The 24,325-nt window shown below is 72.3% G+C and carries 24 protein-coding genes; 15 read left to right on the top strand and 9 right to left on the bottom strand.

Annotated features, from left to right (window positions below):
* Positions 1 to 51: 51 nt before the first annotated feature.
* Positions 52 to 1,368: an MFS transporter gene (locus Q9R28_RS08345; RefSeq protein ID WP_311205878.1), complete on the bottom strand. Its 1,317-nt coding sequence runs from the start codon at positions 1,366 to 1,368 to the stop codon at positions 52 to 54.
* A 213-nt stretch (positions 1,369 to 1,581) separates the two neighbouring features.
* Between Q9R28_RS08345 and Q9R28_RS08340 the strand changes: the two genes are divergently transcribed.
* The 3 genes from Q9R28_RS08340 to Q9R28_RS08330 all read left to right on the top strand — a co-directional run bounded on the left by Q9R28_RS08340 (position 1,582) and on the right by Q9R28_RS08330 (position 5,243).
* Positions 1,582 to 1,953: an FKBP-type peptidyl-prolyl cis-trans isomerase gene (locus Q9R28_RS08340; RefSeq protein ID WP_058728797.1), complete on the top strand. Its 372-nt coding sequence runs from the start codon at positions 1,582 to 1,584 to the stop codon at positions 1,951 to 1,953.
* Positions 1,953 to 2,789, top strand: coding sequence for an aldo/keto reductase (locus Q9R28_RS08335; protein WP_311205877.1), 837 nt, complete (start codon positions 1,953 to 1,955; stop codon positions 2,787 to 2,789). The genes Q9R28_RS08340 and Q9R28_RS08335 overlap by 1 nt, the downstream gene beginning before the upstream one ends.
* A gap of 207 nt (positions 2,790 to 2,996) precedes the next feature.
* Positions 2,997 to 5,243: an ATP-binding domain-containing protein gene (locus Q9R28_RS08330; RefSeq protein ID WP_311205876.1), complete on the top strand. Its 2,247-nt coding sequence runs from the start codon at positions 2,997 to 2,999 to the stop codon at positions 5,241 to 5,243.
* Here the strand turns inward: Q9R28_RS08330 and Q9R28_RS08325 are convergent.
* From Q9R28_RS08325 to Q9R28_RS08315, 3 genes are all read right to left on the bottom strand, one after another.
* Entirely contained in the window at positions 5,233 to 5,511 is a 279-nt protein-coding gene (locus Q9R28_RS08325) for a protealysin inhibitor emfourin (protein WP_066653244.1), read from the bottom strand. The two genes, Q9R28_RS08330 and Q9R28_RS08325, sit on opposite strands and share 11 nt — an antisense overlap.
* A gap of 17 nt (positions 5,512 to 5,528) precedes the next feature.
* On the bottom strand, positions 5,529 to 6,581 hold the full coding sequence (locus tag Q9R28_RS08320) for a M4 family metallopeptidase (RefSeq protein WP_311205875.1): 1,053 nt from the start codon (positions 6,579 to 6,581) through the stop codon (positions 5,529 to 5,531).
* A gap of 84 nt (positions 6,582 to 6,665) precedes the next feature.
* On the bottom strand, positions 6,666 to 7,766 hold the full coding sequence (locus tag Q9R28_RS08315; protein WP_311205874.1) for a glycoside hydrolase family 6 protein: 1,101 nt from the start codon (positions 7,764 to 7,766) through the stop codon (positions 6,666 to 6,668).
* Between the two features lie 103 nt (positions 7,767 to 7,869).
* On the opposite strand from Q9R28_RS08315, the gene Q9R28_RS08310 reads away from it, so the two are divergent.
* The 3 genes from Q9R28_RS08310 (at position 7,870) to Q9R28_RS08300 (ending at position 9,461) form a co-directional block, all read left to right on the top strand.
* On the top strand, positions 7,870 to 8,316 hold the full coding sequence (locus Q9R28_RS08310) for a VanZ family protein (protein WP_066653249.1): 447 nt from the start codon (positions 7,870 to 7,872) through the stop codon (positions 8,314 to 8,316).
* Between the two features lie 100 nt (positions 8,317 to 8,416).
* Positions 8,417 to 8,686 carry a 30S ribosomal protein S15 gene (gene rpsO / locus Q9R28_RS08305; RefSeq protein WP_058742593.1) on the top strand — a complete coding sequence of 90 codons (270 nt, stop codon included), beginning with the start codon at positions 8,417 to 8,419 and terminating at the stop codon, positions 8,684 to 8,686.
* Positions 8,687 to 8,840: 154 nt separating this feature from the next.
* Positions 8,841 to 9,461 carry a CE1759 family FMN reductase gene (locus Q9R28_RS08300; RefSeq protein ID WP_311205873.1) on the top strand — a complete coding sequence of 207 codons (621 nt, stop codon included), beginning with the start codon at positions 8,841 to 8,843 and terminating at the stop codon, positions 9,459 to 9,461.
* 27 nt (positions 9,462 to 9,488) lie between these two features.
* Here the strand turns inward: Q9R28_RS08300 and Q9R28_RS08295 are convergent, their stop codons facing one another.
* The gene (locus Q9R28_RS08295; protein ID WP_251154816.1) at positions 9,489 to 10,700 is read right to left on the bottom strand and encodes a hypothetical protein; all 1,212 of its coding nucleotides are present in this window, start codon (positions 10,698 to 10,700) and stop codon (positions 9,489 to 9,491) included.
* A gap of 306 nt (positions 10,701 to 11,006) precedes the next feature.
* On the opposite strand from Q9R28_RS08295, the gene Q9R28_RS08290 reads away from it, so the two are divergent.
* Entirely contained in the window at positions 11,007 to 13,280 is a 2,274-nt protein-coding gene (locus Q9R28_RS08290) for a polyribonucleotide nucleotidyltransferase (RefSeq protein ID WP_066653253.1), read from the top strand.
* A gap of 81 nt (positions 13,281 to 13,361) precedes the next feature.
* On the opposite strand, the gene Q9R28_RS08285 is transcribed toward Q9R28_RS08290, so the two are convergent.
* Positions 13,362 to 13,889 carry a YbhB/YbcL family Raf kinase inhibitor-like protein gene (locus Q9R28_RS08285; RefSeq protein WP_311205872.1) on the bottom strand — a complete coding sequence of 176 codons (528 nt, stop codon included), beginning with the start codon at positions 13,887 to 13,889 and terminating at the stop codon, positions 13,362 to 13,364.
* 124 nt (positions 13,890 to 14,013) lie between these two features.
* Entirely contained in the window at positions 14,014 to 14,661 is a 648-nt protein-coding gene (locus Q9R28_RS08280; protein ID WP_311205871.1) for a TetR/AcrR family transcriptional regulator, read from the bottom strand.
* A 245-nt stretch (positions 14,662 to 14,906) separates the two neighbouring features.
* On the opposite strand from Q9R28_RS08280, the gene Q9R28_RS08275 reads away from it, so the two are divergent.
* Complete coding sequence (locus tag Q9R28_RS08275; RefSeq protein ID WP_251160862.1) at positions 14,907 to 16,241, top strand: pitrilysin family protein; 1,335 nt, start codon at positions 14,907 to 14,909, stop codon at positions 16,239 to 16,241.
* 5 nt (positions 16,242 to 16,246) lie between these two features.
* Entirely contained in the window at positions 16,247 to 16,849 is a 603-nt protein-coding gene (locus Q9R28_RS08270; protein ID WP_066657952.1) for a histidine phosphatase family protein, read from the top strand.
* A 50-nt stretch (positions 16,850 to 16,899) separates the two neighbouring features.
* Here Q9R28_RS08270 and Q9R28_RS08265 read toward each other — a convergent pair whose 3' ends face one another.
* On the bottom strand, positions 16,900 to 17,409 hold the full coding sequence (locus Q9R28_RS08265) for a GNAT family N-acetyltransferase (RefSeq protein WP_209686070.1): 510 nt from the start codon (positions 17,407 to 17,409) through the stop codon (positions 16,900 to 16,902).
* 22 nt (positions 17,410 to 17,431) lie between these two features.
* Between Q9R28_RS08265 and Q9R28_RS08260 the strand changes: the two genes are divergently transcribed.
* Together Q9R28_RS08260 and Q9R28_RS08255 are read left to right on the top strand one after the other, a co-directional pair.
* Entirely contained in the window at positions 17,432 to 18,184 is a 753-nt protein-coding gene (locus Q9R28_RS08260) for a 4-hydroxy-tetrahydrodipicolinate reductase (RefSeq protein WP_209686068.1), read from the top strand.
* Positions 18,181 to 18,648: a hypothetical protein gene (locus tag Q9R28_RS08255; protein WP_396137156.1), complete on the top strand. Its 468-nt coding sequence runs from the start codon at positions 18,181 to 18,183 to the stop codon at positions 18,646 to 18,648. The genes Q9R28_RS08260 and Q9R28_RS08255 overlap by 4 nt, the downstream gene beginning before the upstream one ends.
* A gap of 109 nt (positions 18,649 to 18,757) precedes the next feature.
* Here Q9R28_RS08255 and Q9R28_RS08250 read toward each other — a convergent pair whose 3' ends face one another.
* A complete protein-coding gene (locus Q9R28_RS08250; protein ID WP_311205870.1) occupies positions 18,758 to 19,669 on the bottom strand; it encodes a TIGR01777 family oxidoreductase in 912 nt (303 codons plus the stop codon).
* Between the two features lie 78 nt (positions 19,670 to 19,747).
* On the opposite strand from Q9R28_RS08250, the gene Q9R28_RS08245 reads away from it, so the two are divergent.
* The 4 genes from Q9R28_RS08245 to Q9R28_RS08230 all read left to right on the top strand — a co-directional run bounded on the left by Q9R28_RS08245 (position 19,748) and on the right by Q9R28_RS08230 (position 24,143).
* A complete protein-coding gene (locus tag Q9R28_RS08245) occupies positions 19,748 to 20,572 on the top strand; it encodes a thymidylate synthase (protein WP_235426526.1) in 825 nt (274 codons plus the stop codon).
* A complete protein-coding gene (locus tag Q9R28_RS08240; RefSeq protein ID WP_209686065.1) occupies positions 20,572 to 21,078 on the top strand; it encodes a dihydrofolate reductase in 507 nt (168 codons plus the stop codon). Before Q9R28_RS08245 ends, Q9R28_RS08240 begins: the two co-directional genes overlap by 1 nt.
* 362 nt (positions 21,079 to 21,440) lie before the next feature.
* On the top strand, positions 21,441 to 22,418 hold the full coding sequence (gene dapA, locus Q9R28_RS08235) for a 4-hydroxy-tetrahydrodipicolinate synthase (RefSeq protein WP_058730183.1): 978 nt from the start codon (positions 21,441 to 21,443) through the stop codon (positions 22,416 to 22,418).
* Between the two features lie 48 nt (positions 22,419 to 22,466).
* Positions 22,467 to 24,143 (top strand): ribonuclease J, encoded by a 1,677-nt coding sequence (locus tag Q9R28_RS08230; RefSeq protein WP_209686063.1) that lies wholly within the window; start codon positions 22,467 to 22,469, stop codon positions 24,141 to 24,143.
* Positions 24,144 to 24,325 lie beyond the last annotated feature (182 nt).

Genomic DNA, 24,325 nt, shown 5'->3' with positions numbered 1-24,325 from the left:
GTCTCGTCCGCCAGGCCGAGTCTCGGACCTGACGGGGCCGGCACCCGCCGGTCAGTTCGCGTGCGGGTCGAGTGCGTCGTACCGGCGGAAGGAGGGCACCAGCCGGAGCAGCAGTGCCACGAGTCCGATGATCAGCACGCCGCCGATGATCGGCGGGTACGCGATGCCGGCCGCGACGACGAGCCCGGCGTACAGGTCGCCGAGGCGCGGGCCGCCGGTCACGACCACGATGAAGATGCCCTGCAGCCGTCCGCGCATCCCGTCGGGCGAGGCCGCCTGCAGGATCGTGTTCCGGAACACCGAGCTGACGTTGTCCGCGCCGCCCGCCGCCGCGAGGAACAGCGCCGCGAGTCCGAGTGCGGGCAGGATCTCGACGCCGAAGGCCTCGCCGGACCGACCGCCGAGCAGGTGCGCCACCGCGATGACGACGCCGAACGCCGCGATCGCCGCGCCGTACGCCGTGATCGCCCAGCCGACGGCCTCGCCCTGGCGTCGCACGTGCCCGAGCGGGCCGGAGAACACGCTCGACAGCAGCGCGCCGACGGCGTAGGCGGCGGTCAGGGTGCCGACCGTGATCGACCCGCCGCCGATGACCAGTGCCCCGATCGCCGGGAAGAGCACGCGCGGCTGGCCGAACGTCATCGCGACGATGTCGAGCACGAACGTCATCGTGATGTTGCGGGACCGCCTGAGGAACCGCGCACCCTCGACCAGGGAGCGCAGCCCGGGCCGGAGGGCGTCGTGCTCCGCCGCCATCCGGGGGAGGGTGAAGACGCCGAGGAAGGCGAACGTGAAGAGCACGACGTCGATCGTGTAGGTCGGTGCGAAGCCGACGCTCGCGATGAGGACACCGGCGATCGCCGGGCCCACCGTCACCTGGAACCCGGACGCGATGCCACCGAGGGCGCTCGCCGCCGGGAGCAGGTCCGTCCCGACGAGCCGGGGGACGATCGCCGAACGCGAGGCGTTGCTCACCGTCGCGGCGACGGCGTTGACGGTCGCGAGCACGTAGAGGAGCGCCACGCTGTGCAGCCCGAGCCAGGCGTGCGTGGCGATGAGCGCGACCGCGGCCCAGGCGATGATCGCGGACACGAGGGCCACGAGCCGCCGGTCGAAGGCGTCCGCGAGCATCCCGCCGTACAGCCCGGCCACGATCATCGGGACGAGGGCGATCACGCCGACGAGCGCGACCGCGAAGGTCGAGCGGGTGATCTCGTACACCTCGAGGCCGACCGCGACGGTGGTCATCTGCGTGCCGATGCCGGCGATCGCCGTGCCGGCCCAGAGCCGCGCGAACGCGGGGGAGCGGCGGAGCGGGGTGAGGTCGGCGAGCAGGCGGCGGCGGGGTGTGGTGTCAGGTCGTGTCACGGTGGAACCATTCTGCGGCCTGCGCCGCCTCGAGCGGGCGGAATCTGCGGGCTCCGGCGACGCGAGCGGGCGGAATCTGCGCACTCCGGCGACGCGAGCGGGCGGAGTGTGTCGCGTTCGTCCGTTGAGCGTGACGGATCGTGCCCGTTCGCGGGGAGCGAGACGTCCGCGCCGCCGGGGAAGCCACCACACCCCAGCTGGTTGACTGACGCCATGACTGACCTCAACAGCAAGCCCGAGTTCGACGCCCCCGAGGGCCCGGCCCCCACCGAGCTCGTGATCACCGACATCGTCGAGGGTGACGGCGACGTCGCGCAGCCCGGCTCGACCGTCAAGGTGCACTACGCCGGCGTCGAGTACGAGTCCGGCGAGGAGTTCGACAGCTCGTGGAACCGCGGCGAGCCGATCGACTTCCCGCTCGCAGCACTCGTCCGTGGCTGGCAGGAGGGCATCCCCGGCATGAAGGTCGGCGGGCGCCGCAAGCTCACCGTCCCGCCGGAGCTCGCCTACGGCCCGGCCGGCGGCGGGCACTTCCTCTCCGGCAAGACCCTCATCTTCATCATCGACCTGCTCGGGGTCCGCTGATGCAGGTCGGCGCGCCCACCATCGAGCTGAACGACGGCCACCGCTTCCCGGAGCTCGGCCTCGGCACCTACGGGCTGAACGGCGACGAGGGCGCCGCAGCGGTCGGCGCGGCGATCACGAGCGGCTACCGGCTGCTCGACACCGCGCTGAACTACGGCAACGAGGACGCCGTCGGCCGCGCCGTGCGCGAGTCGGAGGTCGACCGCGAGGACCTCGTCGTCACGTCGAAGCTGCCCGGGCGGCACCACGGCTACGACGAGGCACACCGCTCGATCGACGAGACGCTCGGCAACCTCGGGCTGGACCGCGTCGACCTGTACCTCATCCACTGGCCGAACCCGTCGGTCGGGAAGTTCGTCGACACGTGGAAGGCCTTCGTCGACCTCCGGGACAGCGGCAAGGTCCGCTCGATCGGCGTCTCGAACTTCACGCCCGAGCACCTGAAGGCGATCATCGACGCCACCGGTGTCGCCCCGGCGGTGAACCAGGTGGAACTGCACCCGTACTTCCCGCAGGCCGAGCTCCGCAAGGTGCACGCCGAGTACGGCATCGTCACCGAGAGCTGGAGCCCGCTCGCGAAGCAGTCCGAGCTGCTCACCGAGCAGCCGGTCCTCGACGCGGCGGCCGCGCACGGCGTGACGCCCGGCCAGGTCGTGCTGCGCTGGCACGTCCAGCTCGGCGCGGTCCCGGTGCCGAAGTCCGGCGACGCGGACCGGCAGCGGGAGAACCTCGACGTCTTCGGCTTCGCGCTGACCGACGACGAGGTCCGCGCGATCTCCGGGCTCGAGCGCGGGCGTCTCTGGGACGGCGACCCGGACACGCACGAGGAGATGTAGGGGCTGCCGCCCCCCGGACGGACGGGCGCGCCCCGCTGAGCGGCGACGCGAAGCGTCGCGCGGGGCGCGCCGACCGAGCCTGCGAGGGAGGGGTGTCGGCCGACACCGCGACTTCCGTCCGTCCCCCGGTCGCCCGTGCGTCTCGTCGCCCCCGGAGGTCGCCCGGCGGGACTACACTGGACACCCCTGTTTCCCGAAGGGTGGCGTGTGTCCGAACCGACCGAGACCGACCGCGAACGTAGCTACGTCGACGGTCTCTTCACCCGTCTCGACGAGCTGACGTCCGAGGCCGAGCAGCGTCTCGCCGAGACCCGCCGCCAGGCGGTCGGCGGCAACCACCAGAGCCGCAGCGAGCGTGACGCCTACGCACGCCTGTACGAGGACACGATCGCCACGCTCGACCGCGTCGGCGACCGCCTGGTCTTCGGTCGGCTCGAGGTGTCCGAGCCGGAGTCGCCCGACGACACGTTCCGGTACATCGGCCGCGTCGGCCTCCGCGACGTCGAGCACCGACCGCTCCTGCTCGACTGGCGCGTCCCCGGTGCGAGCGCCTTCTACCAGGCGACCGCAGCGCACCCGATGGGCATGCGCGCCCGCCGCCACCTGACGCTCGAGGGTCGCACGGTCGTGAACGTCGAGGACGAGGTCTTCGACGCGACCCTGTACGACGACGAGCGCACGCACCTGCAGGGCGAGGGAGCGCTGCTCGCGGCGGTCACCGCCGAGCGCACCGGTCGGATGACCGACATCGTCGCGACGATCCAGGGCGAGCAGGACCGCATCATCCGCTCCGCGCTCGAGGGCGTCCTCATCGTGCAGGGCGGCCCCGGTACGGGCAAGACCGCCGTGGCGCTGCACCGCGCCGCGTACCTGCTGTACACGCACCGCGACCGGCTCCGGGGCTCCGGCGTGCTCATGGTCGGGCCGTCCCCGGCGTTCCTGACGTACATCGAGCAGGTGCTGCCGTCGCTCGGCGAGACCGGCGTGGTGATGGCCTCGCTCGGGTCGCTGTACCCGGGCGTGCACGCGACGATGCACGACCACGGGGACGTCGCCGCGGTGAAGGGCTCGGCGCAGATGGCGTCGCTGCTCCGCCGTGCGGTCCGCTCCCGCCAGGTCGTCCCCACCGAGGCGGTCGTGCTCGACGTCGAGGGGGAGCGGCTCACGGTGCCACCGCAGCTCGTCGCCGACGCCCTCAAGCGGGCGCAGGACCGCGGGAAGCCGCACAACGTCGCCCGGGTGACCTTCAACAAGATCGCCCTCGACGCGATGACCCGCCTGCTCGCCGACCAGCTCCGCGCCCGCGGCACGACGGTGGACGAGGCCGACGAGAAGGTCCTGCGCGAGGACATCCGCAGCTCGTACGACGCCCGTGTCCTGCTCAACACCGCGTGGCTGCCGCTGCCGCCGGAGAAGTTCCTCGAGGACCTCTACGCGCGCCCGAACTGGCTCGCCTCGCTCACGCCGGACTGGACACCCGCACGCCGCGCACTGCTCCAGCGGCCGCGTGGCGCGGGCTTCACGATCGAGGACGTCCCGCTCCTCGACGAGGCCGCCGAGCTCCTCGGGCCGTTCGACCCGACCGGCGGTGCCGCGAAGCGCGCGGCCAAGGCCAGCCGCAATCGCGACATCGAGAACGCCCGCCAGGCGATCGAGAACATGGGCGTCGAGGGCATCGTCTCCGCCGAGCAGGTCGCGGGGTCCTTCGCCGAGGGCGGCGATCCCCGCACGACGGCCGAGCGCGCCGCCGAGGACCGGGAGTGGACCTACGGGCACATCGTCGTCGACGAGGCCCAGGAGCTCTCACCGATGCAGTGGCGGGTCCTCGCCCGCCGGAACCCGCTGCGGTCGTTCACGATCGTCGGTGACATGGCGCAGGGTTCCTCGCCGGCAGCCGCACGCACGTGGGACGACGTCGTCGGTGCCCTCGCACGCCGCCGTCGCGGACGTGCGCCGGTGGTACCGCTCGACCACCGGATCGCCGAGCTCACGGTCAACTACCGCACGCCGCGCTCCATCGTGCAGGCGGCGGGTGCGTTCGCCGACGCCGCCGGACTGGCGGTCACGCGCACCGAGGCCGTGCGCGACGGCGACCCGGTCGACCGCGTGTCCGTGCCCCGGGCGGCGCTGCTCGACACGGTCGCCGAGCACGTGGACGCCGAGCGGGAGCGCATCGGCTCCGGCACGATCGGCGTCATCGTGCCCGAGGCCGAGCTCACCGCCGTCCGCGAGCGGCTCGCCCGCACCGACGCCGACGTCCGGGGGCTCGGCTCGCCGCGACCGGGGTCGGTGACGGTCTTGACGGGGGCGGACGCGAAGGGCCTCGAGTTCGACGGCGTGCTGTTGGTCGACCCCGACCGGGTCGGCGCCGACGCGGCACGCGCCGCGGCCGCGGTCTACGTGGCGATGACGCGACCGACGCGACGGCTGGTCGTCGTCGACGTCACCGACTGATCGGCTCGCCCTCGTCGCGCACCCGCGCGACGAGGGCCGCCCACGCGCCGTCGAGCTGGCTGCCGGGGATCGTGACGGTGGTGCGGGCGACGCTCACCGTCCACGTGAAGTCGTCGGGCACCGCCTGCCGCCGCCGCGCCGGGGCCTCGCGCGGGAGGGCGCCGACCAGGTCGTCCCAGGCGTCCGGGTCGTCGCACGAGTCGGTGTCGATCCGCCATCCCCGCGAGAGGCCGGCGAACCCACCACTGCGGCGGACGACGATCTGCATGCTCCGGTTCTACGCCGTCACGGACCGGTGAGCACGCCGACGCTCCGCCAGGCGTCCTCGACCGCGGCGTGCTCCGTCGAGCCCTGCCCGAAGCGTGCCGCGGCGGCGTCGACCGTGACCCGTGCGAAGCCGGCGAAGTCGATGTCCTCGGTCGTCTCGGGCGATGTCAGGGCGTCCCACCAGACGGCTCCCGCGCCCTCCCACGCGTACCCGCCGATGGTGGTCGCGGCGAGGAAGAACGCGTGGTTCGGGATGCCCGAGTTCAGGTGCACGCCGCCGGAGTCCTCGGTGGTCTCGACGTAGTCGGCCATGGTCGCCGGCTGCGGGTCCTTCCCGAGCACCGGGTCGTCGTACGCGGTCCCCGGGGCCCGCATCGACCGGAGTGCCACGCCGTGCACGGCGTCGGTGAAGAGCCCCTCGCCGATGAGCCACGTGGCCTGGTCGGCGGTCTGCCCGGCGGCGTACTGCGCGACCAGCGAACCGAACACGTCGCTCACCGACTCGTTCAGCGCGCCCGACTGCCCCTGGTACGTCAGGTCGGCGGTGTACTGGGTCACGCCGTGGGCCAGCTCGTGGCCGATGACGTCGAGCGCGACCGTGAAGCGCCGGAACACCTCGTCGTCCCCGTCGCCGAACACCATGCGCCGCCCGTCCCAGTAGGCGTTGTCGTAGTCCTGCCCGTAGTGCACCGTGGCGTCGAGGGGGAGCCCGGCGCCGTCGATCGACACCCGGCCGAACACGTCGAGCCAGAACGCGTGCGTCGCGCCGAGTCCGGCGTACGCCTCGTCGACCGCGGCGTCACCGGAGTCGGGGTCGCCCTCGCGCCGGACGACCGTGCCGGGCAGGGTGGTCGTGCCGCGCGCGTCGGCGACGGTGCGCTGCGGCGATCGGTCGACCGTGCCGCTGATGCCCTGCGGTCGGACGCGGTGCTCGTGCTTCGGAGCGGTGACGACGTCCATCTCGGCGAGCGCGGTCCGTGCCGCCGAGGCCGCGCGGGGGTGCTCCGACGCGGCGGCGACGGCGCGCAGCAGGTACGGCGGGACGACGGAGTGGCGGCGGGTGGCGGTCATGGCGCCATGGAACCACCGACGACCGACGACGGTGCTGCCCGGTCCGGAGCGGCTGGCCGGCTGCGGCTGCGGGGGCCCGGCGGGTCAGTCGCGCTGGCGGTGCTCCACCAGCGCCAGGGCGTACGACTCCCACCACTGCCCGGCCGCCGGTCCGCCGTTGCAGGTGCCGTCGCTGAGCCCGGGCGTCTTCACCCAGAGCAGGGCGTCGAGCCGGGTGGACCCCGCGGTGACGTGCGGTGCCTGTCCGAGTCCCGCACCCTCGGGGTTGCACCAGGTGCCGCGCCAGCCCTGCCCGTTCCGCGAGACGTCGATCACGAAGTGCGGGTCGCCACCGATCGCGTCCGCCAACCGGTCGGCGTACGCGCGTTCCGTGTCCACCCGGTAGAAGTTCGAGACGTTCGTCGCGAAGCCCTGCGTCCGGTCGACCCCGGCCGCCCGCAGCCACCGTGCCATCTCGGTGACGGGGACCCGGTCCTCGTTGCCGCCGTCGAGGTACACCGTCAACCCGTGTCCGGCGAGCTCGTCCACGGCGCGGTCCAGCAGTCGCAGGCGCTCCCGACCGAGGCGCTCGCAGACGTGGATCTGCGCGATCGAGTCCGGTTCGACGAGCACGACCGCGTGCGAGCCGGCCATCGCCCGGACGGCCGACCGCACCCACGGCAGGTAGGCGTCCTCGGCGGTGCCGCCGGCGGAGTAGCTGCCGCAGTCGCGGTCCGGGATCGCGTAGAGGACGAAGACGGGCGTGCGGTGCTGCTGCTCGGCGCCCCGGACCACCCGCCGGACGACCTGTCGGGTGACGGACTCGGAGGGGTTCGTCAGCCAGGTCGCGACGGGCTGGTCCGCGATGACGTCGATCTGCTCGGCGGTCGCGCGCTCGCCGTCCGCCCGGGCCGCGGCGGCTCGGCGCGCAGCCTGTCCGTCCTGGTCCGGCTGGTGGGCCAGGCCGCCCGGGAACGCGGCCGCGGCCGACTCGCGCTCCGCGATCGCCCGGCCCGGCTCGACACCGTTGCTCCTCGTCGTCGTCGCGCCGGGGGTGCCGGTGCCGTCCGGACCGTCATCGGACCCCGACACCGTGGAGAGGACGAGCCCGCCCACGGCCACGGCGACGACCGCTCCGACGGCGAGCACCGCCCACTGTCGTCGTCCGCTGCCCCTGGTGCGGCCGCGCGTCCCCTGCTCCGGCATAGGTCCATGCTGGCAGCAGGCCACAGCGTCGTGCCAGGGTGGCCCGGCGTCCGCCCAGGTGGGGCGCGGCCGGCTGCCAGGAGCCGGCAGCGATACTGACCGGATGTTCCGGAAGCTCCTGCTGCTCGCCCTCACCGCCGGCTACGCCTGGGTGATCTGGCGGATGACCCTCACGCCGCGGGTCTTCACGCATGCGCAGGACGAGCTCGTGCTGCACGTGATCGGTTGGCTGCAGCAGCTGCCGCACGGTGCCTGGTTCACCTACGACCGGGTCGAGTTCCTCGCGAACATCGGGATGTTCGTCCCCGTCGGGATGATCGCGGCGCTGTGGCTGCCGCGTCGCTGGTGGCTGCTGGGCGCCGTGGTCGCGGTCGTCCTGTCGGTCGGGATCGAGCTCGCGCAGGCCCGCTTCCTGCCGTACCGGGTCGCGGATCCGCGGGACGTGCTGTCGAACGGTCTCGGCGGGCTGCTCGGTGCCACCCTCGTCGGGCTCGTCCGGAGCCTGCTGCCGGTGCCGCGACGGCAGCGGCTGCGCGCCCGCCCAGCCTGAACTCTGGTAGTCTCGTCCGGTTGCCGTCGAACGGCCGCGGACAAAGAGCGCCCATGCATCAGGCATGAGCACCGCGCAACGGACAGGAAGGGGATCATCCATGGCACTTGACGCGAAGGTCAAGCAGGAGATCATCGAAGAGTACGCGACCCACCCGGGCGACACCGGATCCCCCGAGGTCCAGGTCGCCGTTCTGACGCGTCGCATCAACGACCTGAACGAGCACCTCAAGGAGCACAAGCACGACCACCACTCGCGTCGTGGTCTGCTGCTCATGGTCGGTCAGCGTCGCCGTCTCCTCGGGTACCTCTCCGACGTCGACATCAGCCGCTACCGTGCGCTCATCGAGCGCCTCGGCCTGCGTCGCTAGTCGACTCGCAGACACTGCGTGACCGAACGCCCCGGTCCTCCTCGTGAGGACCGGGGCGTTCCTCGTCCCTGGCCGGCCACGACCGGGAATGGTTGCGCCCCGGTCACGGTTCGGTACGATGTTCATGCAAACGCATCGAAAGTCGGGAACTGTCATGACCACCATCGCCGTCGTCTCCGCCGGGCTCTCCGAGCCCAGCTCCACCCGCCTGCTCGCGGATCGGCTCGCCGCGTCCGCGGTCACCGCCGTCTCGGCCGACCAGCCGGGAGGCACGGTGGACGTCCGTCACGTCGAGCTGCGTCCGATCGCCCACGAGATCGTCGACGCGATGCTCACCGGGTTCGCCGCACCGGGCCTGGCCGCCGCTCAGCGCACCGTGCTCGAGGCCGACGCGCTCGTCTTCGTCACCCCGGTCTTCACCGCGGGGATGAGCGGTCTGGCGAAGTCGTTCCTCGACGTGCTCGACAAGGACGGCGTGACCGACCTGCCGGTGCTGCTCGCGGCGACCGGGGGCACCGCACGGCACTCGCTCGCGATCGACCACGCCCTCCGCCCGGTGTTCGCGTACCTGCGCGCCGCCGTCGTACCGACCGGTGTCTTCACCGCGACCGACGACTGGGGGAGCGAGGCGGACTCCGCCGCGCTGGACGCACGCATCCGCCGGGCCGGGGTCGACCTGGCCTGGGCGATCCGCGCCTCCCGGCGGACGCCGCAGCAGGAGACGCTCGCCGCGCCGACCGACTTCGCGTCCCTGCTCGGTGGCCTCGGCCACTGACCCGCGGTACCGGACGGTGTCGGCCGGTCAGTACCAGTGCGGGTTGACGCTCATCTCGTGGTTCCACGCCGCGCAGGGCGAGCCGTAGGCGTCGTGGATGTACGCCAGCCCCCAGTTGACCTGGGTGGCGGCGTTCGTCCGCCAGTCCGCCCCGGCGACCGCCATCTTGCTCGCGGGCAGTGATTGGGGGATGCCGTACGCACCGCTCGAGGCGTTGAGGGCGTTGGCCCGCCAGCCCGACTCCTGGTTCCAGAGGGAGACCAGGCACGAGAACTGGTCGCCGCCCCAGCCGTAGGCGCCGATCGCACTGCGGGCGTACGCCTGCGCACCGGCCGGGTCGACCGTGACGCCGCCCGTGCTCGGGTAGGACGTGTCGGTCCCGCCGCTGGTCGCGACCGGCGCCGGGGCCGAGGGGGCGGCTGCCGCCGCCGCGCGCTGGGCTGCGGCGGCTCGCTCGCGCGCCCGCTGCTGCGCGGCCTTCTGTGCGGCGACCTGCACGCCGAGCTCGTACCGCTGCTCGGTCGTGGCGGTGGTGTCCTTCAGGGTGGCCAGCTGCGCGTAGAGCTCGTCGCTGTGCTGCTGGGTGTCGGCGACGGCCCGCTCGGCGGCGTCGGAGGCCGTCCGGGCCGTGGCGGACCGTTCCTCGGCGGCGGCGGCGAGGGTGCTCCGCTCGGACTCGGCACGCTCGGCCTGGTCGTGCAGCGACTCCGCCGTGCGGCCGGCGACCGAGGCGTCCTCGAGGACGCCCTCCCACGTGCTCGAGAGCTGGTCGACGGCGCCGAGCTGGTAGAGCAGCTGGTCCGGGTCGTCCGTGGTGGCGATGCGCGTGGTCATCGCGTTCTGGCTGCCGTCCCGGTACAGGGTCGCGGCGAGCTGCCCCGCACGGTCCTGCGCCTGGGTGGCGGTGCGCTCGGCGGTGTCGGCCTGGGACCGGAGCGCCGTGGCGGTCTGCGTCGCCGACGCGAGGTCCGCCTCGGCACGGTCGGCGGCCTCGGAGGCGTCGAGGGCGGTCTGCGACTTCGCCGCGGCGTCGGCCTGCACGGACCGCAGTGCCGCCTGCACCTTCGTCGCCTCTGCGGCCGCGGCCTGCTCGTCCCCCTTCGCGCGCTGCACGTCCTGCCACGTGGGGTACTCCGTCGTCGACGCGCTCGCGGGCAGGGCGGTGACGACCGGTGCGACGAGCGCGCCCACGACCACGGCGGCCGCGACGAGCACGCGCCGGGGAGGGCTGGTGCGCATGTCGGCAGGCTACCGGGGACACGCCCGTTCGCCAGGAGCAACACCCGCCGGGTGCCTGAGGACTGGTAAAGTCCTCATCGTCCGGGGACCGTTCTCCGGACGTCACGCTCCGGACGTCACACTCGCGGAGCTGGCACACAACACTGCGCAGACCGGGCACGGAGCTGGTCATCGGTGGTGGCTCGCGGGCCGTTCGGAGTCCCGAGTGCTTCTACTGCTGGCCAGACATGCGCCCCGACCCCTCGGCGCGCACGCACCACGAGTGCCGTCGCCCAGGTCTGCCGAACACGTCAAGGAGGCACCCTTTTGGAGGGTCCCGAGATCAAGTTCGCCGAAGCCGTCATCGACAACGGCAAGTTCGGCAAGCGTGTCGTCCGGTTCGAGACCGGCCGCCTCGCACAGCAGGCCCAGGGCGCGGTCGCCGCGTACCTCGACGAGGAGACCATGCTCCTCTCGGCCACCAGCGCCGGCAAGCACCCGCGTGAGGGCTTCGACTTCTTCCCGCTGACGGTCGACGTCGAGGAGCGCTCGTACGCCGCCGGCAAGATCCCCGGTTCGTTCTTCCGTCGCGAAGGCCGTCCGAGCACCGAGGCGATCCTCGTCTGCCGTCTCATCGACCGGCCGCTGCGCCCGTCGTTCGTCGACGGCCTGCGCAACGAGGTCCAGATCGTCATCACCGTCCTGAGCATCGCGCCGGACGAGTTCTACGACGCGCTCGCGATCAACGCGGCGTCCGCGTCGACGCAGATCTCCGGTCTGCCGTTCTCGGGCCCGATCGCCGGTGTGCGCCTCGCGCTCATCGGTGACCAGTGGGTCGCGTTCCCGAAGGCCTCGCAGCTCGAGGAAGCGGTCTTCGACCTCACCGTCGCCGGCCGTGTCGTCACCGACGACCAGGGCAACGAGGACGTCGCGATCATGATGGTCGAGGCGGAGGCGACCGAGCACGCCTGGGGCCTCATCCAGGGCGGCGCCACCAAGCCCGACGAGGCGATCGTCGCGCAGGGCCTCGAGGCGGCCAAGCCGTTCCTCAAGGTCCTCGTCGAGGCGCAGGCGAAGATGGCCGCACAGTCGGCCAAGGAGATCCAGGACTACCCGGTCTTCCCGCCGTACGCCCCCGAGGTCTACTCCGCCGTCGAGGCCCTCGCCCTCGACGAGCTCAAGGACGTCTACCAGATCGCCGGCAAGCTCGAGCGTCAGGACAAGGACGACGCCCTGAAGGCCCGCGTCAAGGAGGCCGTCGCCGCCAAGGTCGAGGCCGGGGAGCTCCCCGAGTCCGCCAACGGCCAGGTCAGCGGTGCGTACAAGTCGGTCACGAAGAAGGTCGTCCGCGGCCGCATCCTGACCGAGCAGGTCCGCATGGACGGTCGCGGCCTCGCCGACATCCGTCCGCTCGACGCCGAGGTCGCCGTGATCCCGCGCGTCCACGGCTCGGCGATCTTCCAGCGCGGCGAGACGCAGATCCTCGGCGTCACCACGCTGAACATGCTCAAGATGGAGCAGCAGATCGACTCGCTGTCGCCCGTCACGAAGAAGCGCTACCTGCACCACTACAACTTCCCGCCGTACTCGACGGGTGAGACCGGTCGCGTCGGTTCGCCGAAGCGTCGCGAGATCGGGCACGGCTTCCTCGCCGAGCGCGCCCTCGTGCCGGTGCTGCCGTCGCGCGAGGAGTTCCCCTACGCCATCCGTCAGGTGTCCGAGGCCCTCGGCTCCAACGGTTCGACGTCGATGGGCTCCGTCTGCGCCTCGACCCTGTCGCTCCTCAACGCCGGTGTGCCGCTGCGCGCGCCGGTCGCGGGCATCGCGATGGGCCTCGTCTCCGACACCGTCGACGGCCAGACCCGCTACGCGGCGCTGACCGACATCCTCGGTGCCGAGGACGCCCTCGGCGACATGGACTTCAAGGTCGCCGGTACCTCCGAGTTCGTCACCGCCATCCAGCTCGACACGAAGCTCGACGGCATCCCGTCGTCGGTCCTCGACGCCGCGCTGAAGCAGGCCAAGGAGGCCCGCTCGGCCATCCTCGGTGTGCTCACCGAGGCGATCGACGCCCCCGACGAGATGGCGGACACCGCTCCGCGCGTCATCTCGGTGCAGATCCCCGTCGACAAGATCGGCGAGCTGATCGGCCCGAAGGGCAAGACGATCAACGGGATCCAGGACGAGACCGGCGCCGACATCTCGATCGAGGACGACGGCACCGTCTACATCGGCGCCGTCGACGGCCCGTCGGCCGAGGCCGCCCGTGCGCAGGTCAACGCCATCGCGAACCCGACGAACCCGGAGATCGGGGACCAGTTCCTCGGCACGGTCGTCAAGATCGCGACGTTCGGTGCCTTCGTGTCGCTGCTCCCGGGCCGCGACGGTCTGCTCCACGTCTCCGAGGTCCGCAAGCTCGCCGGTGGCAAGCGCGTGGAGAACGTCGAGGACGTGCTCGGCGTCGGCCAGAAGGTCCTGGTCGAGGTCACCAAGGTGGACGACCGCGGCAAGCTCTCGCTCGCGCCGGTCGTCGCCGACGAGGTGGACACCGAGGGCCGCGAGGGCCACGAGAAGCACACCGAGGACAACGCCGAGGGTTGATCCCTCGCGCCTCGCGCTGCTGACACGACGACGGCCGCCGCTCCTGCTGGAGCGGCGGCCGTCGCCGTGTCCCGGGCGGCGTCAGGAGGCGGGCGTCTCCTGCGTGCCGGTGAGCTGCGCGCGGCCGAGCAGGTGCTCGCGGAGCAGGAAGCCGACGACCGCCGGCGTGGCGTCGGCGGGGGCCTCGAGCACCGGCACGTCGAGGGCGCTGACGGTGAAGACGTAGCGGTGCGGACCGTGGCCGGCGGGCGGGGCGGCACCGAGGAAGGTGTCCGTGCCGTACTCGTTGCGACGCCGCAGCGCCTCGGCGGGCAGCAGCGCGTCGTCGGTGCCGGCGCCCTGCGGGAGCGACGTGGTCGAGGCCGGGACGTCCGTCAGGCTCCAGTGCCAGAAGCCCGAGCCGGTCGGCGCGTCGGGGTCGTACACGGTGAGGACGTAGCTCTGCGTGCCGTCGGGGGCGCCGGACCACTCGAGTGCGGGGGAGCGGTCCTCACCATCGGCGTCGGAGCCGCGTGCCCAGTCGGGCAGTGCGCCTCCGTCGCTGAAGTCGGGGCTGCTCAGGGTGAACGAGGGGACCTCGGGGAGGTTCCAGTTGGGGTCGTTGGCCATGCGTCCAGCCAACACCCGCGTCCTGTCCCGTGGATGGGACGGACGGGAGGCGCGGGACGGCGCCGCCACGTGCCTCCCGGCCGTCCGCTGCCCACTCGGGAGGCGTCGGACGCGCCCGTCCCGGTCAGCGCGTGATGACGCGCTCGACGACCCGCCCGAGCGCGGCGGTGGCCGCGATGGCGTCGCCGGCGTACGCACCGGCCATGACGCCGTCGCGCGCGAGCATGAGCTCGTCGGCGCCGTCGCCCGGCATCGGGTGTCCGGCGCGCTGCAGCAACTCGAAGAGCTGTTCCGTGTACCAGTCGCGGTGCGCGGCGACGACCTGGCGGACCGGGTCGCGGGGATCGTGGTACTCGGCAGCGGCGTTGAGGAAGGCGCAGCCGCGGAAGTCCGGTCGGCCGACGTCGTCCGAGACGGCGGAGACCCAGGCGCGGACGGCCTCGACCGGGGAGGCGGCCTCCTCGACCAGGCGCGCGAAGGCCTGCTGCACCCGCTCGTCCTGCGCCCGGATGTAGGCCAGGATCAGGTTGTCCTTCGACCCGTAGTGCTTGTAGAACGTCGCCTTCGTGACGCTGGCCTCGGAGATCAGGCGGTCGACGCCGACGCCGCGGATGCCCTCTTCGTAGAAGAGTCTCGACGCGGTCTCGAGGATGCGGACCTTCGCGCCGCCGGAGCGGGGAGCCGGGGGGACGCTCGACCCGTCCGGCGACGCGAGGTTCGTGCTCGGGCCGGGGAGACGCTGGACGGCCGGTTGGGGGGAATCGACCGTCACAGCGCTGCTCCTCGGACTCATCGGCTCCGCGGGGGAGTGGGGGGACTCCGCCGCGCAGGACTGATGTCCCGAGCCATCGGGTCGGAATCTAGGGGGGCTTCCGACCCGATGTGACGACTGTACCACAGTGAGGACAGACAGACGAGTCTTTCTATCCTCCTCGAATGTACCCCAGTTCGAGGCACGCGCTGCGAGCCTGTGGAATCTGGATGATCGGCCCCGCCGGGTCAGTAGGCTCTCCTGCGATGAACCAGCCAGTGCCGTTGCCGCTCGAGGCCCAGGACACGTCCTTCCTGACGTCCGGTGGTGCCTTCGTCCGTCGATCCGTGCTGCCGTCCGGTGTCCGGGTCCTCACCGAGTCGGTGCCGGGGGCGAGCTCCACGAGCCTCGGCTTCTGGGTCGGTGTCGGGTCCCGTGACGAGCGCGAAGGGCAGTTCGGGTCCACGCACTTCCTCGAGCACCTGCTCTTCAAGGGCACCGGTCGACGCAGCGCACTCGACATCGCCATCGCGTTCGACTCCGTGGGCGGTGAGCACAACGCCGCGACCGCCAAGGAGTACACCTGCTACTACGCGCGGGTCCGGGACACCGACGTCCCGATGGCGGTCGAGGTGATCGGCGACATGGTCACCGGCTCGGTGCTCGACGCGGACGCCTTCGCCGTCGAGCGCGGCGTCATCCTCGAGGAGCTGGCGATGGCCGCCGACGACCCGGCGGACGTCGCGGGCGAGGCCTTCTTCGCCGCTGCCTTCGACGGGCACCCCCTCGGCCGTCCGATCGGCGGGACACCCGAGAGCATCCGTGCCGTCGGGCGCGACGAGGTCCTCGACCACTACCGGGAGCACTACGCACCGAACGGCATCGTCGTCACCGCCGCTGGTGCCGTCGACCACGACCGCTTCCGCGAGCTCGTCGAGCGCGTCTTCCGCGACGCCCCGCGGGCCTCGCCGCTCGCCCGGCGCTCTCCGCAGCCCGTCGCCGACCCGGCGGTGCCGCGCCTCGCCGTCGCGCACCGGCCGACCGAGCAGGTCAGCATGCTCCGTGGTTCGCAGGGGCTGGACCTCCGCGACGAACGCCGCCCGGTGCTCAGCGTGCTGAACGCCGTGCTCGGCGGGGGCATGAGCTCGCGCCTCTTCCAGGAGGTCCGCGAGCGCCGCGGACTCGCCTACGCCGTGTCCTCCTTCGCCCCGGCCTACCTCGACAACGGCGCCTTCGGCGTCTACGCCGGCTGTGCCCCGGACAACGTCGCCGGCGTGGTCGAGATCATCGACGCCGAGTTCGCACGGATGGTCGACGACGGCATCACCGAGGACGAGCTCCGCCGCGCCAAGGGCCAGATCGAGGGAGCCCTGACGCTCTCGCTCGAGGACTCCGACGCCCGGATGACCCGCCTCGGCCGGTCCGAACTGGGCACGGGGGAGTTCACCGACCTCGGCACCGCGCTGCAGCGGGTCGACCGGGTCACCGCCGGCGACGTGCTCGACCTGGCGCGCGACCTGCTCACCCGACCCACGATCACCTCGGTGGTGGGAGCCGTGCAGCGGGACGAACTCGCCGCGGCCATCGGCGTCGAGGGGTGACGGACGTGTCGCACTACCTGTACCTCGTCCGGCACGGCGAACACCAGGACGCCGAGCACGGACTCCGCGACGGCAAGCTCTCCGAACGCGGCAAGCGCCAGGCAGTGCTCGTCGCCGACCGCCTCGGCGGGGTGCCCTTCGACGGCGTGTACCACTCGCCGCTCGACGCCCCGAGCGAGACGGCTGCGTACCTCGCACAGCGGCTGCCCTCGATCCAGCCGGAGCCCTCGACGCTGCTCTTCGACTGCATCCCGTCGGGACCGACGCCGGACATGCCGCACGCGTACCAGGGCTGGTACGGCGGCGTGACGGAAGAGGAGATCGTCGCCGGGCAGGCCCAGATGGGCGACGCCGTCGCCGAGTGGTTCACCCCGGCGCGCGAGGACCGCCACGACCTGCTCATCACGCACAACGCCGTGATCGGCTGGTTCGTCCGCGAGGCCTTCCAGGCACCGGAGTGGCGCTGGATGGGCACCAACGTGGCGCACACGGCGCTCACCATCATCCGGATCCGCTCCGCGAAGCCGGCCGAGGTGGTCACCCTCAACGACCTGGCCCACCTGCCGGTGGAGCTCCGCACGGGTCTGCCGGTCGAACAACCCGTCTAGCGGCGCACCACCCAGCGCGCCACGGGGCCGGCCGGGAGGCACGACACCGGTCAGCGCACCGGCTTGCAGTACCAGGCGGTCGCGTTGGGGTTCTCGTTGAACGCCGCGGTGCGCTCGTACCCGCGGCTCCGGTACATCGCACCCGCGGCGACGAGTGAGTCGTTCGTGTCGAGGACGACGCTCGTCGCGCCGAGGTCCCGCGCGGCGCCCTCCAGTGCGTCCATCACCGCGGTCGCGACGCCCCGACCCCGTCCGGCGGGGGAGACGTAGACGTGCTTCACCTCGAACCGTGCGTCGTCGTCCGGGGTGGCATCGCCGTCCGCACGGGCGGCGATCCGTCGCAGGCCGCCGCACCCGATCGGGAGCGCCCCGTCCTCGTCGACCTCGTACGCGACCACGAACACGCCGTTCGGCGCCGTGAACTCGACGGCCGGGGTGCGCTTCCGCGAGTACGAGCCCTGCGCACTCGGGAAGGTCGCCTCGCGCTCGTCGAGGTAGGCGTCGAGCAGCGCGTCGACCTCGGGTGCGTCGGCGGGCACGGACCTGACCTGGAGCGGCATGCGTCGATCCTAGGATGGAGCCATGGTCACTCCCGTCGCCGTCGTCGGCGCCACCGGTCGTCTCGGGGGCCTGGTGGCCTCCGTCGTGGAGTCGCTCGACGGCTTCGAGCTCGTCGCGTCGCTGTCCTCGAAGGACGCCGTGCACGAGGCACCGCCGTCGGTGTTCGGTGGAGCAGCCGTCGTGGTGGACGTCACCGTCCCGGCGCTGAGCCCCGCGATCGTCGACCACGCCCTGGCGAGCGGCGCGAACGTCCTCGTCGGGACCTCCGGCTGGTCGCTCGACCGCCTCGCGACGCTCCGCTCCGGGCTCGAGGCGCGGCCCGACCAGGGTGTGCTCGTCGTCCCGAACTTCTCGATCGGGTCGGTGCTCGCCACGCACCTCGCCACGATCGCCGCGCCGTGGTTCCCGTCCGTCGAGATCGTCGAGACGCACCACGCGGGCAAGATCGACAGCCCGTCGGGCACCGCCGTCCGGACCGCCGAGCTCATCGCGGACGCCCGTCGCGAGGTCGGTCCCGTCGACGCCCCGCACGTCGACCAGCGTGCCCGCGGGCAGCAGGTGGCGAGCGTCCCGATCCACTCTCTGCGTCTGCCGGGGGTGAAGGCGGTGCAGGACGTGCTGCTGAGCGGCCCCGGTGAGACCGTCACGATCCGCCACGACACGAACGACGACGTGGCGTACGTCGCAGGCGTCCGGGCGGCGCTGTCCGCCGTGGTCGGTGCCCGCGGCCTGACCGTCGGGCTCGGCAGCGTCCTCGGCATCGGCCAGCCGTGACGTCGACCTGGCGGTCCCTCCGCTCCCCGTTCTGGGGTGCGGCGCTGATGACCCTGCTGCTCGCGCTCTACATCGGGCTCGTCGGTCAGCGTGCGGTCGCGTTCGTGGTGACCGGGCAGCCGATCGGCATCGGCATCGGCGTCGCGCTGTTCGTCGTCGCGGCGATCGGCGCGCTGCTGCTCGTGCTCGAGGTCCGCTTCGGGCTGCGCATCACACGGCTCGGCGCGCGGCTCGAGCGCGAGGGCGCGACCCCGGACGACGTCGTCCCCGTCCGCCCGTCGGGGCGCCCCACGCGCGAGGCCGCCGACGAGCTGTTCCCGCGGTACCGGGACGCCGTCGAGGCCGACCCCGAGGACTGGCGCGGCTGGTACCGACTGGGCATCGTCTACGACGCCGCCGGTGACCGCAAGCGCGCGCGAGCGGCGATGCGGACCGCACTGGTGAAGGCGGCGGCGACCCGCTGACGGACGGGAGGCCCGTGGTGGTGTCCGCCACGGGCCTCCCGTCCGTCAGTCGTCAGGTCGTTCCGGTCGTCGGGTCGTTCCGGTTCGTCGGGTCGTTCCGGTCGTCGGGTCAGAAGGCCGCGTCGACCGCGTCCTCGGCGCGCTCGTACCGGAACCGGTAGCCGGACCCGGTGAGCTTGCGCGGCTCCATGCGCTGGGTCGAGAGCAGCATCTCGTCGGCGGCCTCGCGGAGCAGCGTTCGCAGGGCGAAGGCCGGCACGCTGAACAGGTAGGGGCGGTGCAGGTCCTCGGCGACGCGGCGGGTGATGCGGTTCGACACCGCGGCCTCCGGTCCGGCGAGGTTGACGGGGCCGCGCACGTCGGCGGCCTCCGGGCTGGTGGCGAGGTGCACGATCGCGCCGACCTCGTCCTCGAGCGCGATCCACGGCCAGAACTGGCCACCGGTGCCGAGCTTGCCGCCCAGTCCCGCCTTGGTGAGCGGCACGAGGGGTGCGAGTGCGCCGCCGCCCTGCCCGACCACGATGCCGGTGCGGAGCAGGACGACGCGGACGCCCTCGGGGGCTGCGGTCGCGGCGGCCTCCCACTGCGTGCAGACGTCGGCGAGGAAGCCCCGGCCGGCCTCGGCGTCGTCGTCGAGGACGTCCACGGGACGGTCGCCGTACACGCCCGAGGCCGACCCGGACAGGAAGAGCGCCGGAGGGTTCGTCGCGTGGCGCATCGCCTCGACGAGGGTCTCGGTGGCCTGCACGCGCGAGTCGAGGATCTCCCGCTTGTACGACTCGGTCCAGGGCAGCCTGCCGATGTTCGCGCCGGCGAGGTTGATCACCACGTCCGCGCCGTCGAGCACCGCCGGGTCGAGCGGTCGCGTGCCGGGGGACCAGCGGAACGCGCTCGCGGTGCGGGGTTCGCTGCGGGTCAGGGTCGTGACGTGGTGTCCGGCCTCGCGCAGGGCGCGGACGAGGGGGGTCCCGATGAAGCCGGACGCACCGGCGACGAGGATCGAGAGCGGCTGGGTCGACATGCGGCCCACGGTACTCAGCGAGCCCCGGGTTCTCCTCGTGGACGGAGGCTCGCCGTGTCGTGGACGTAGGCTCTCCGTGTGAGCGAGACCGTGCAGCCCGATCCCACCGTCCCCACTCCCTACGAAGACCTGCTGCGCCGGGTGCTCGAGGAGGGTGCGCCGAAGGGCGACCGCACCGGCACCGGCACGCGCAGCATCTTCGGCGCGCAGCTCCGGTACGACCTGTCGCAGGGCTTCCCGCTGGTCACGACCAAGCGCGTGCACTTCAAGTCCGTCGCCTACGAGCTGCTCTGGTTCCTGCGCGGCGACGGCAACGCCCGGTGGCTGCAGGAGCACGGCGTGCGCATCTGGAACGAGTGGGCGGACGAGGACGGCGACCTCGGCCCGGTCTACGGCGTGCAGTGGCGCTCGTGGCCGACACCGTCGGGGGAGCACGTCGACCAGATCGCCCAGGTGATCGAGCAGATCCGGACGAACCCGGACTCCCGTCGTCTCATCGTCTCGGCCTGGAACGTCGCCGACGTGCCGGAGATGGCGCTCGCCCCCTGCCACGCGTTCTTCCAGTTCTACGTGGTCGACGGCAAGCTCTCGTGCCAGCTGTACCAGCGGAGCGCGGACATGTTCCTCGGCGTGCCGTTCAACATCGCGTCCTACGCGCTGCTCACGCACATGATCGCCGCGCAGACCGGGCTCGAGGTCGGCGACTTCGTGTGGACCGGCGGCGACTGCCACGTGTACGACAACCACGTCGAGCAGGTCCGCGAGCAGCTCTCCCGCACGGCGTACCCGTACCCGACGCTCGAGATCGCTCCGCGCGACTCGATCGACGACTACGTGTACGAGGACTTCACGGTCGTCGACTACGAGCACCACCCGGCGATCAAGGCCGCGGTCGCCGTCTGATGGCCTGGACCGAGCCCGTCCGCGGTGTCGGCATGGTCTGGGCGCGCACCGCGTCCGGCGTGATCGGCGCCGACGGCGGCATCCCGTGGCACGTCCCGGAGGACCTCGCGCACTTCCGGCAGGTCACCGGCGACGCCGTGGTCGTGATGGGGCGGCGCACCTGGGACTCACTGCCGCCGCGGTTCCGACCACTGCCGGGGCGTCGGAATGTCGTGCTGACGCGGGACCCCTCGTGGTCGGCCGAGGGCGCCGAGGTCGTGCACGACCTGGCGACCGCACTCGACACCGACGAGACCGTGTGGGTGATCGGCGGGGGAGCCGTCTACGCCGACGCCCTGCCCTTCGCCGACCGGGTGTCCGAGACGATCGTCGACCGTGACGTACCGGGAGACACCCGCGCGCCGGCGCTCGACGACGCGTGGGAGCTCGTCGACGAGGGCCCGTGGCAGGAGTCGCGCGTCGACGCCACCCGCTACCGCTTCCGGGAGTGGCGCCGCCGCGCGTAGCGCCCTCGGGAGCGCGGCCGGCGCGGCCGGCGCGGGCCGGCGCGGCCGGCGCGACGTGCTCGCGCACAACACGAAGCACGTCGCGCCACGCAATCCCGTGGCGCGACGTGCTTCCGGTTGTGCACCGCGCCAGCGCGCGGCGTCCACCTGCCGGACCGCGAGTCGCCGTACGGAGCCGAGCCGCGCCTCCCGGCCGCAGCCGCGCGCCGTGCGCGAGCCGCGCCTCCCGCACGGAGCCGGGCCGCGCCTCCCGGCCGCAGCCGAGCCGCGCCGGAACGGGCCGCGGCGTCGCACCGTCCGCGAGCCGCGCACCGTCCGACCGGACGGCGGTGCCGTCGCGCATCCCCGGTACGCTGGAGGGCGTGTCCCCGCGTGAGAATCCCTTCGGTCAGGTCCTCGTCGCCCTCGTGACGCCGTTCACGGCCGACGGAGAGGTCGACTGGCCCGGCGTCGAGCAGCACATCGACGACTGCATCACGGCCGGCGCCGACGGCATCGTCGTCACCGGCACCACCGGTGAGACGAGCACGCTGACCGACCCGGAGAAGCTCCGCCTGGTCGAGGTCGGCAAGTCCGTCGCCGCGGGCCGCGCGAAGATCATCACGGGCGGCGGCTCCAACGAGACCGCGCACGCGATCCACCTCTACAAGCAGAGCGAGAAGGCCGGCGCCGACGGCGTGATGATCGTCACGCCGTACTACAACAAGCCGACCCAGGCGGGCGTCCTCACCCACTTCCGGATGATCGCCGACGCCACCGACCTGCCGGTGATCCTGTACGACATCCCTGGCCGCACGGGCATCCCGATCACGTACGAGACCATCGTGCGGGCGTCGCACCACCCCAACATCCTCGCCGTGAAGGACGCCAAGGGCGACTTCGCCGAGGTCTCCCGGGTGCTCAACAACACCGACCTCATGTACTTCTCGGGCGACGACACGAACGTGCTCCCGCACCTGTCGATCGGCGCCACCGGGCTGATCGGCGTCACGGCGAACATCACGAGCACGCCGTACCGCACGATCGTCGACGCCGTGAACCGCGGCGACCTGGCGACCGCCACCGCGGAGCACAAGCGCGTCGAGCCGCTCGTCCGTGCGATCATGACCCACGTCCCCGGGACCGTCGCGGCGAAGTACGTGCTCCACGGCCTCGGCCGGATCGGCAGCCCGCGCGTCCGGCTGCCGCTCGTCGGCCCCGAGGACACCGAGGCCTACGCCATCGAGACCTCGCTCGAAGCGGTCCGGGACATCCCCGGTGCCGACTTCTCGAACTTCCGCCCGGACCGCAACGCTGCGGCCGGCGGCGCACTGCCGAAGGTGCCAGGCACCACACGTTAGGAAAGCACGCGGCGCAGCCGTAGCGCGTCGCACGACAGTCAGGACCGAATGCCCACCCAGATCTCCACACCGCAGCCGCTCGAACCCGGCACCCTCCGCGTGATCCCCGTCGGGGGTCTCGGCGAGATCGGTCGCAACATGACCGTGTACGAGTTCGACGGCAAGCTGCTCGTCGTCGACGCCGGCGTGCTCTTCCCCGAGGAGCACCAGCCGGGCGTCGACCTCATCCTCCCCGACTTCGGGCCGATCCGGGACCGTCTCGACGACGTCCTCGGTGTCGTGCTCACCCACGGGCACGAGGACCACATCGGCGCCGTCCCCTACCTGCTCAAGCTCAAGGGCGACATCCCCCTGATCGGTTCGACGCTGACCCTCGCGCTCGTCGAGGCGAAGCTCAAGGAACACCGGATCAAGCCCTACACGCTCGTCGTGCAGGAGGACCAGACCGAGCAGCTCGGTCCGTTCCACCTCGAGTTCGTCGCCGTGAACCACTCCATCCCGGACGCCCTCGCCGTCGCGATCACGACCCCCGCCGGGCGCGTGCTGCACACCGGTGACTTCAAGATGGACCAGCTCCCGCTGGACGACCGGATCACCGACCTCCGTGCCTTCGCCCGCTTGGGCGAGCAGGGCGTCGACCTGTTCCTGCCGGACTCGACCAACGCCGACGTCCCCGGGTTCACCGCGCCCGAGCGTGACATCGGCCCGGTGCTCGAGAACGTCATCTCCCGCGCCCGCAAGAAGGTCGTCGTCGCCAGCTTCTCGTCGCACGTCCACCGAGTGCAGCAGGTCCTCGACGCCGCCGCCGCGACCAACCGCAAGGTCGCGTTCATGGGGCGGTCGATGATCCGCAACATGACCATCGCCGCCGAGCTCGGCTACCTCCGGGTGCCGGACGACGTGCTCATCGACACGAAGAAGGCGAAGAACGTCCCGGACGACCAGATCGTCTACATGTCGACGGGGTCGCAGGGCGAGCCGATGGCCGTCCTCGCGCGCATGGCGAACCTCGAGCACCAGATCGAGATCGGCGAGGGCGACACCGTCATCCTCGCGTCGAGCCTCATCCCGGGCAACGAGAACGCCGTCTACCGGGTCATCGACGGGCTGACGAAGCTCGGCGCGAAGGTGGTCCACAAGGGCAACGCGAAGGTGCACGTCTCCGGCCACGCGTCGGCCGGCGAGCTCCTCTACTGCTACAACATCCTGCGCCCGCGCAACGTGCTGCCCGTGCACGGCGAGCACCGCCACCTGTACGCGAACGCCGACCTGGCGATCCAGACGGGTGTGCCGCCGCGCAACGTCATCCTCGGCCAGGACGGCATCGTCGTCGACCTGAAGGACGGCGTCGCGAGCGTCGCCGGACAACTCGACATCGCCTACGTCTACGTCGACGGATCGACCGTGGGCGAGATCACCGACGCCGACCTCAAGGACCGTCGGGTCCTGGCGGAGGAGGGCTTCATCTCGATCTTCTGCGCCGTGGACTTCACGACGGGGCAGTGCGTGGTCGGCCCGGAGATCCAGTCGCGCGGCTTCGCCGAGGACGACTCCGTCTTCGACGACGTCCGTCCGCAGATCGCGAAGGCGCTCGCTGACGCGGCGGGCAACGGCACGCGGGACGCGCACGCCTTCCAGCAGGTCGTCCGCCGCACCGTCGGCCGCTGGGTGAACACGAAGCACCGCCGCCGCCCGATGATCGTCCCGGTGGTCATCGAGGCGTAGACAGACGCGCCGCAGCCGGCCGGGAGGCACGGCGAGCGTTCCCCGGGAACGCTCGCCGTGCCTCCCGGCCGCGTTGCACCCCGTGGTGCCGGCGGCCGTCCACCGCGCGACCGGCCGGGTGGCCGACCTGCGTCATCCCACAGGCTGATGCTCCCTCGGTATGTCAGCCAATACCGTCCCAG

It is taken from the genome of Curtobacterium sp. BRD11 (assembly GCF_031844345.1).
In the GTDB taxonomy this organism is placed as follows: domain Bacteria; phylum Actinomycetota; class Actinomycetes; order Actinomycetales; family Microbacteriaceae; genus Curtobacterium.
The sequence above is the reverse complement of the archived record's forward strand: the minus strand, read 5'-3'. Positions and strand labels throughout refer to the sequence as shown.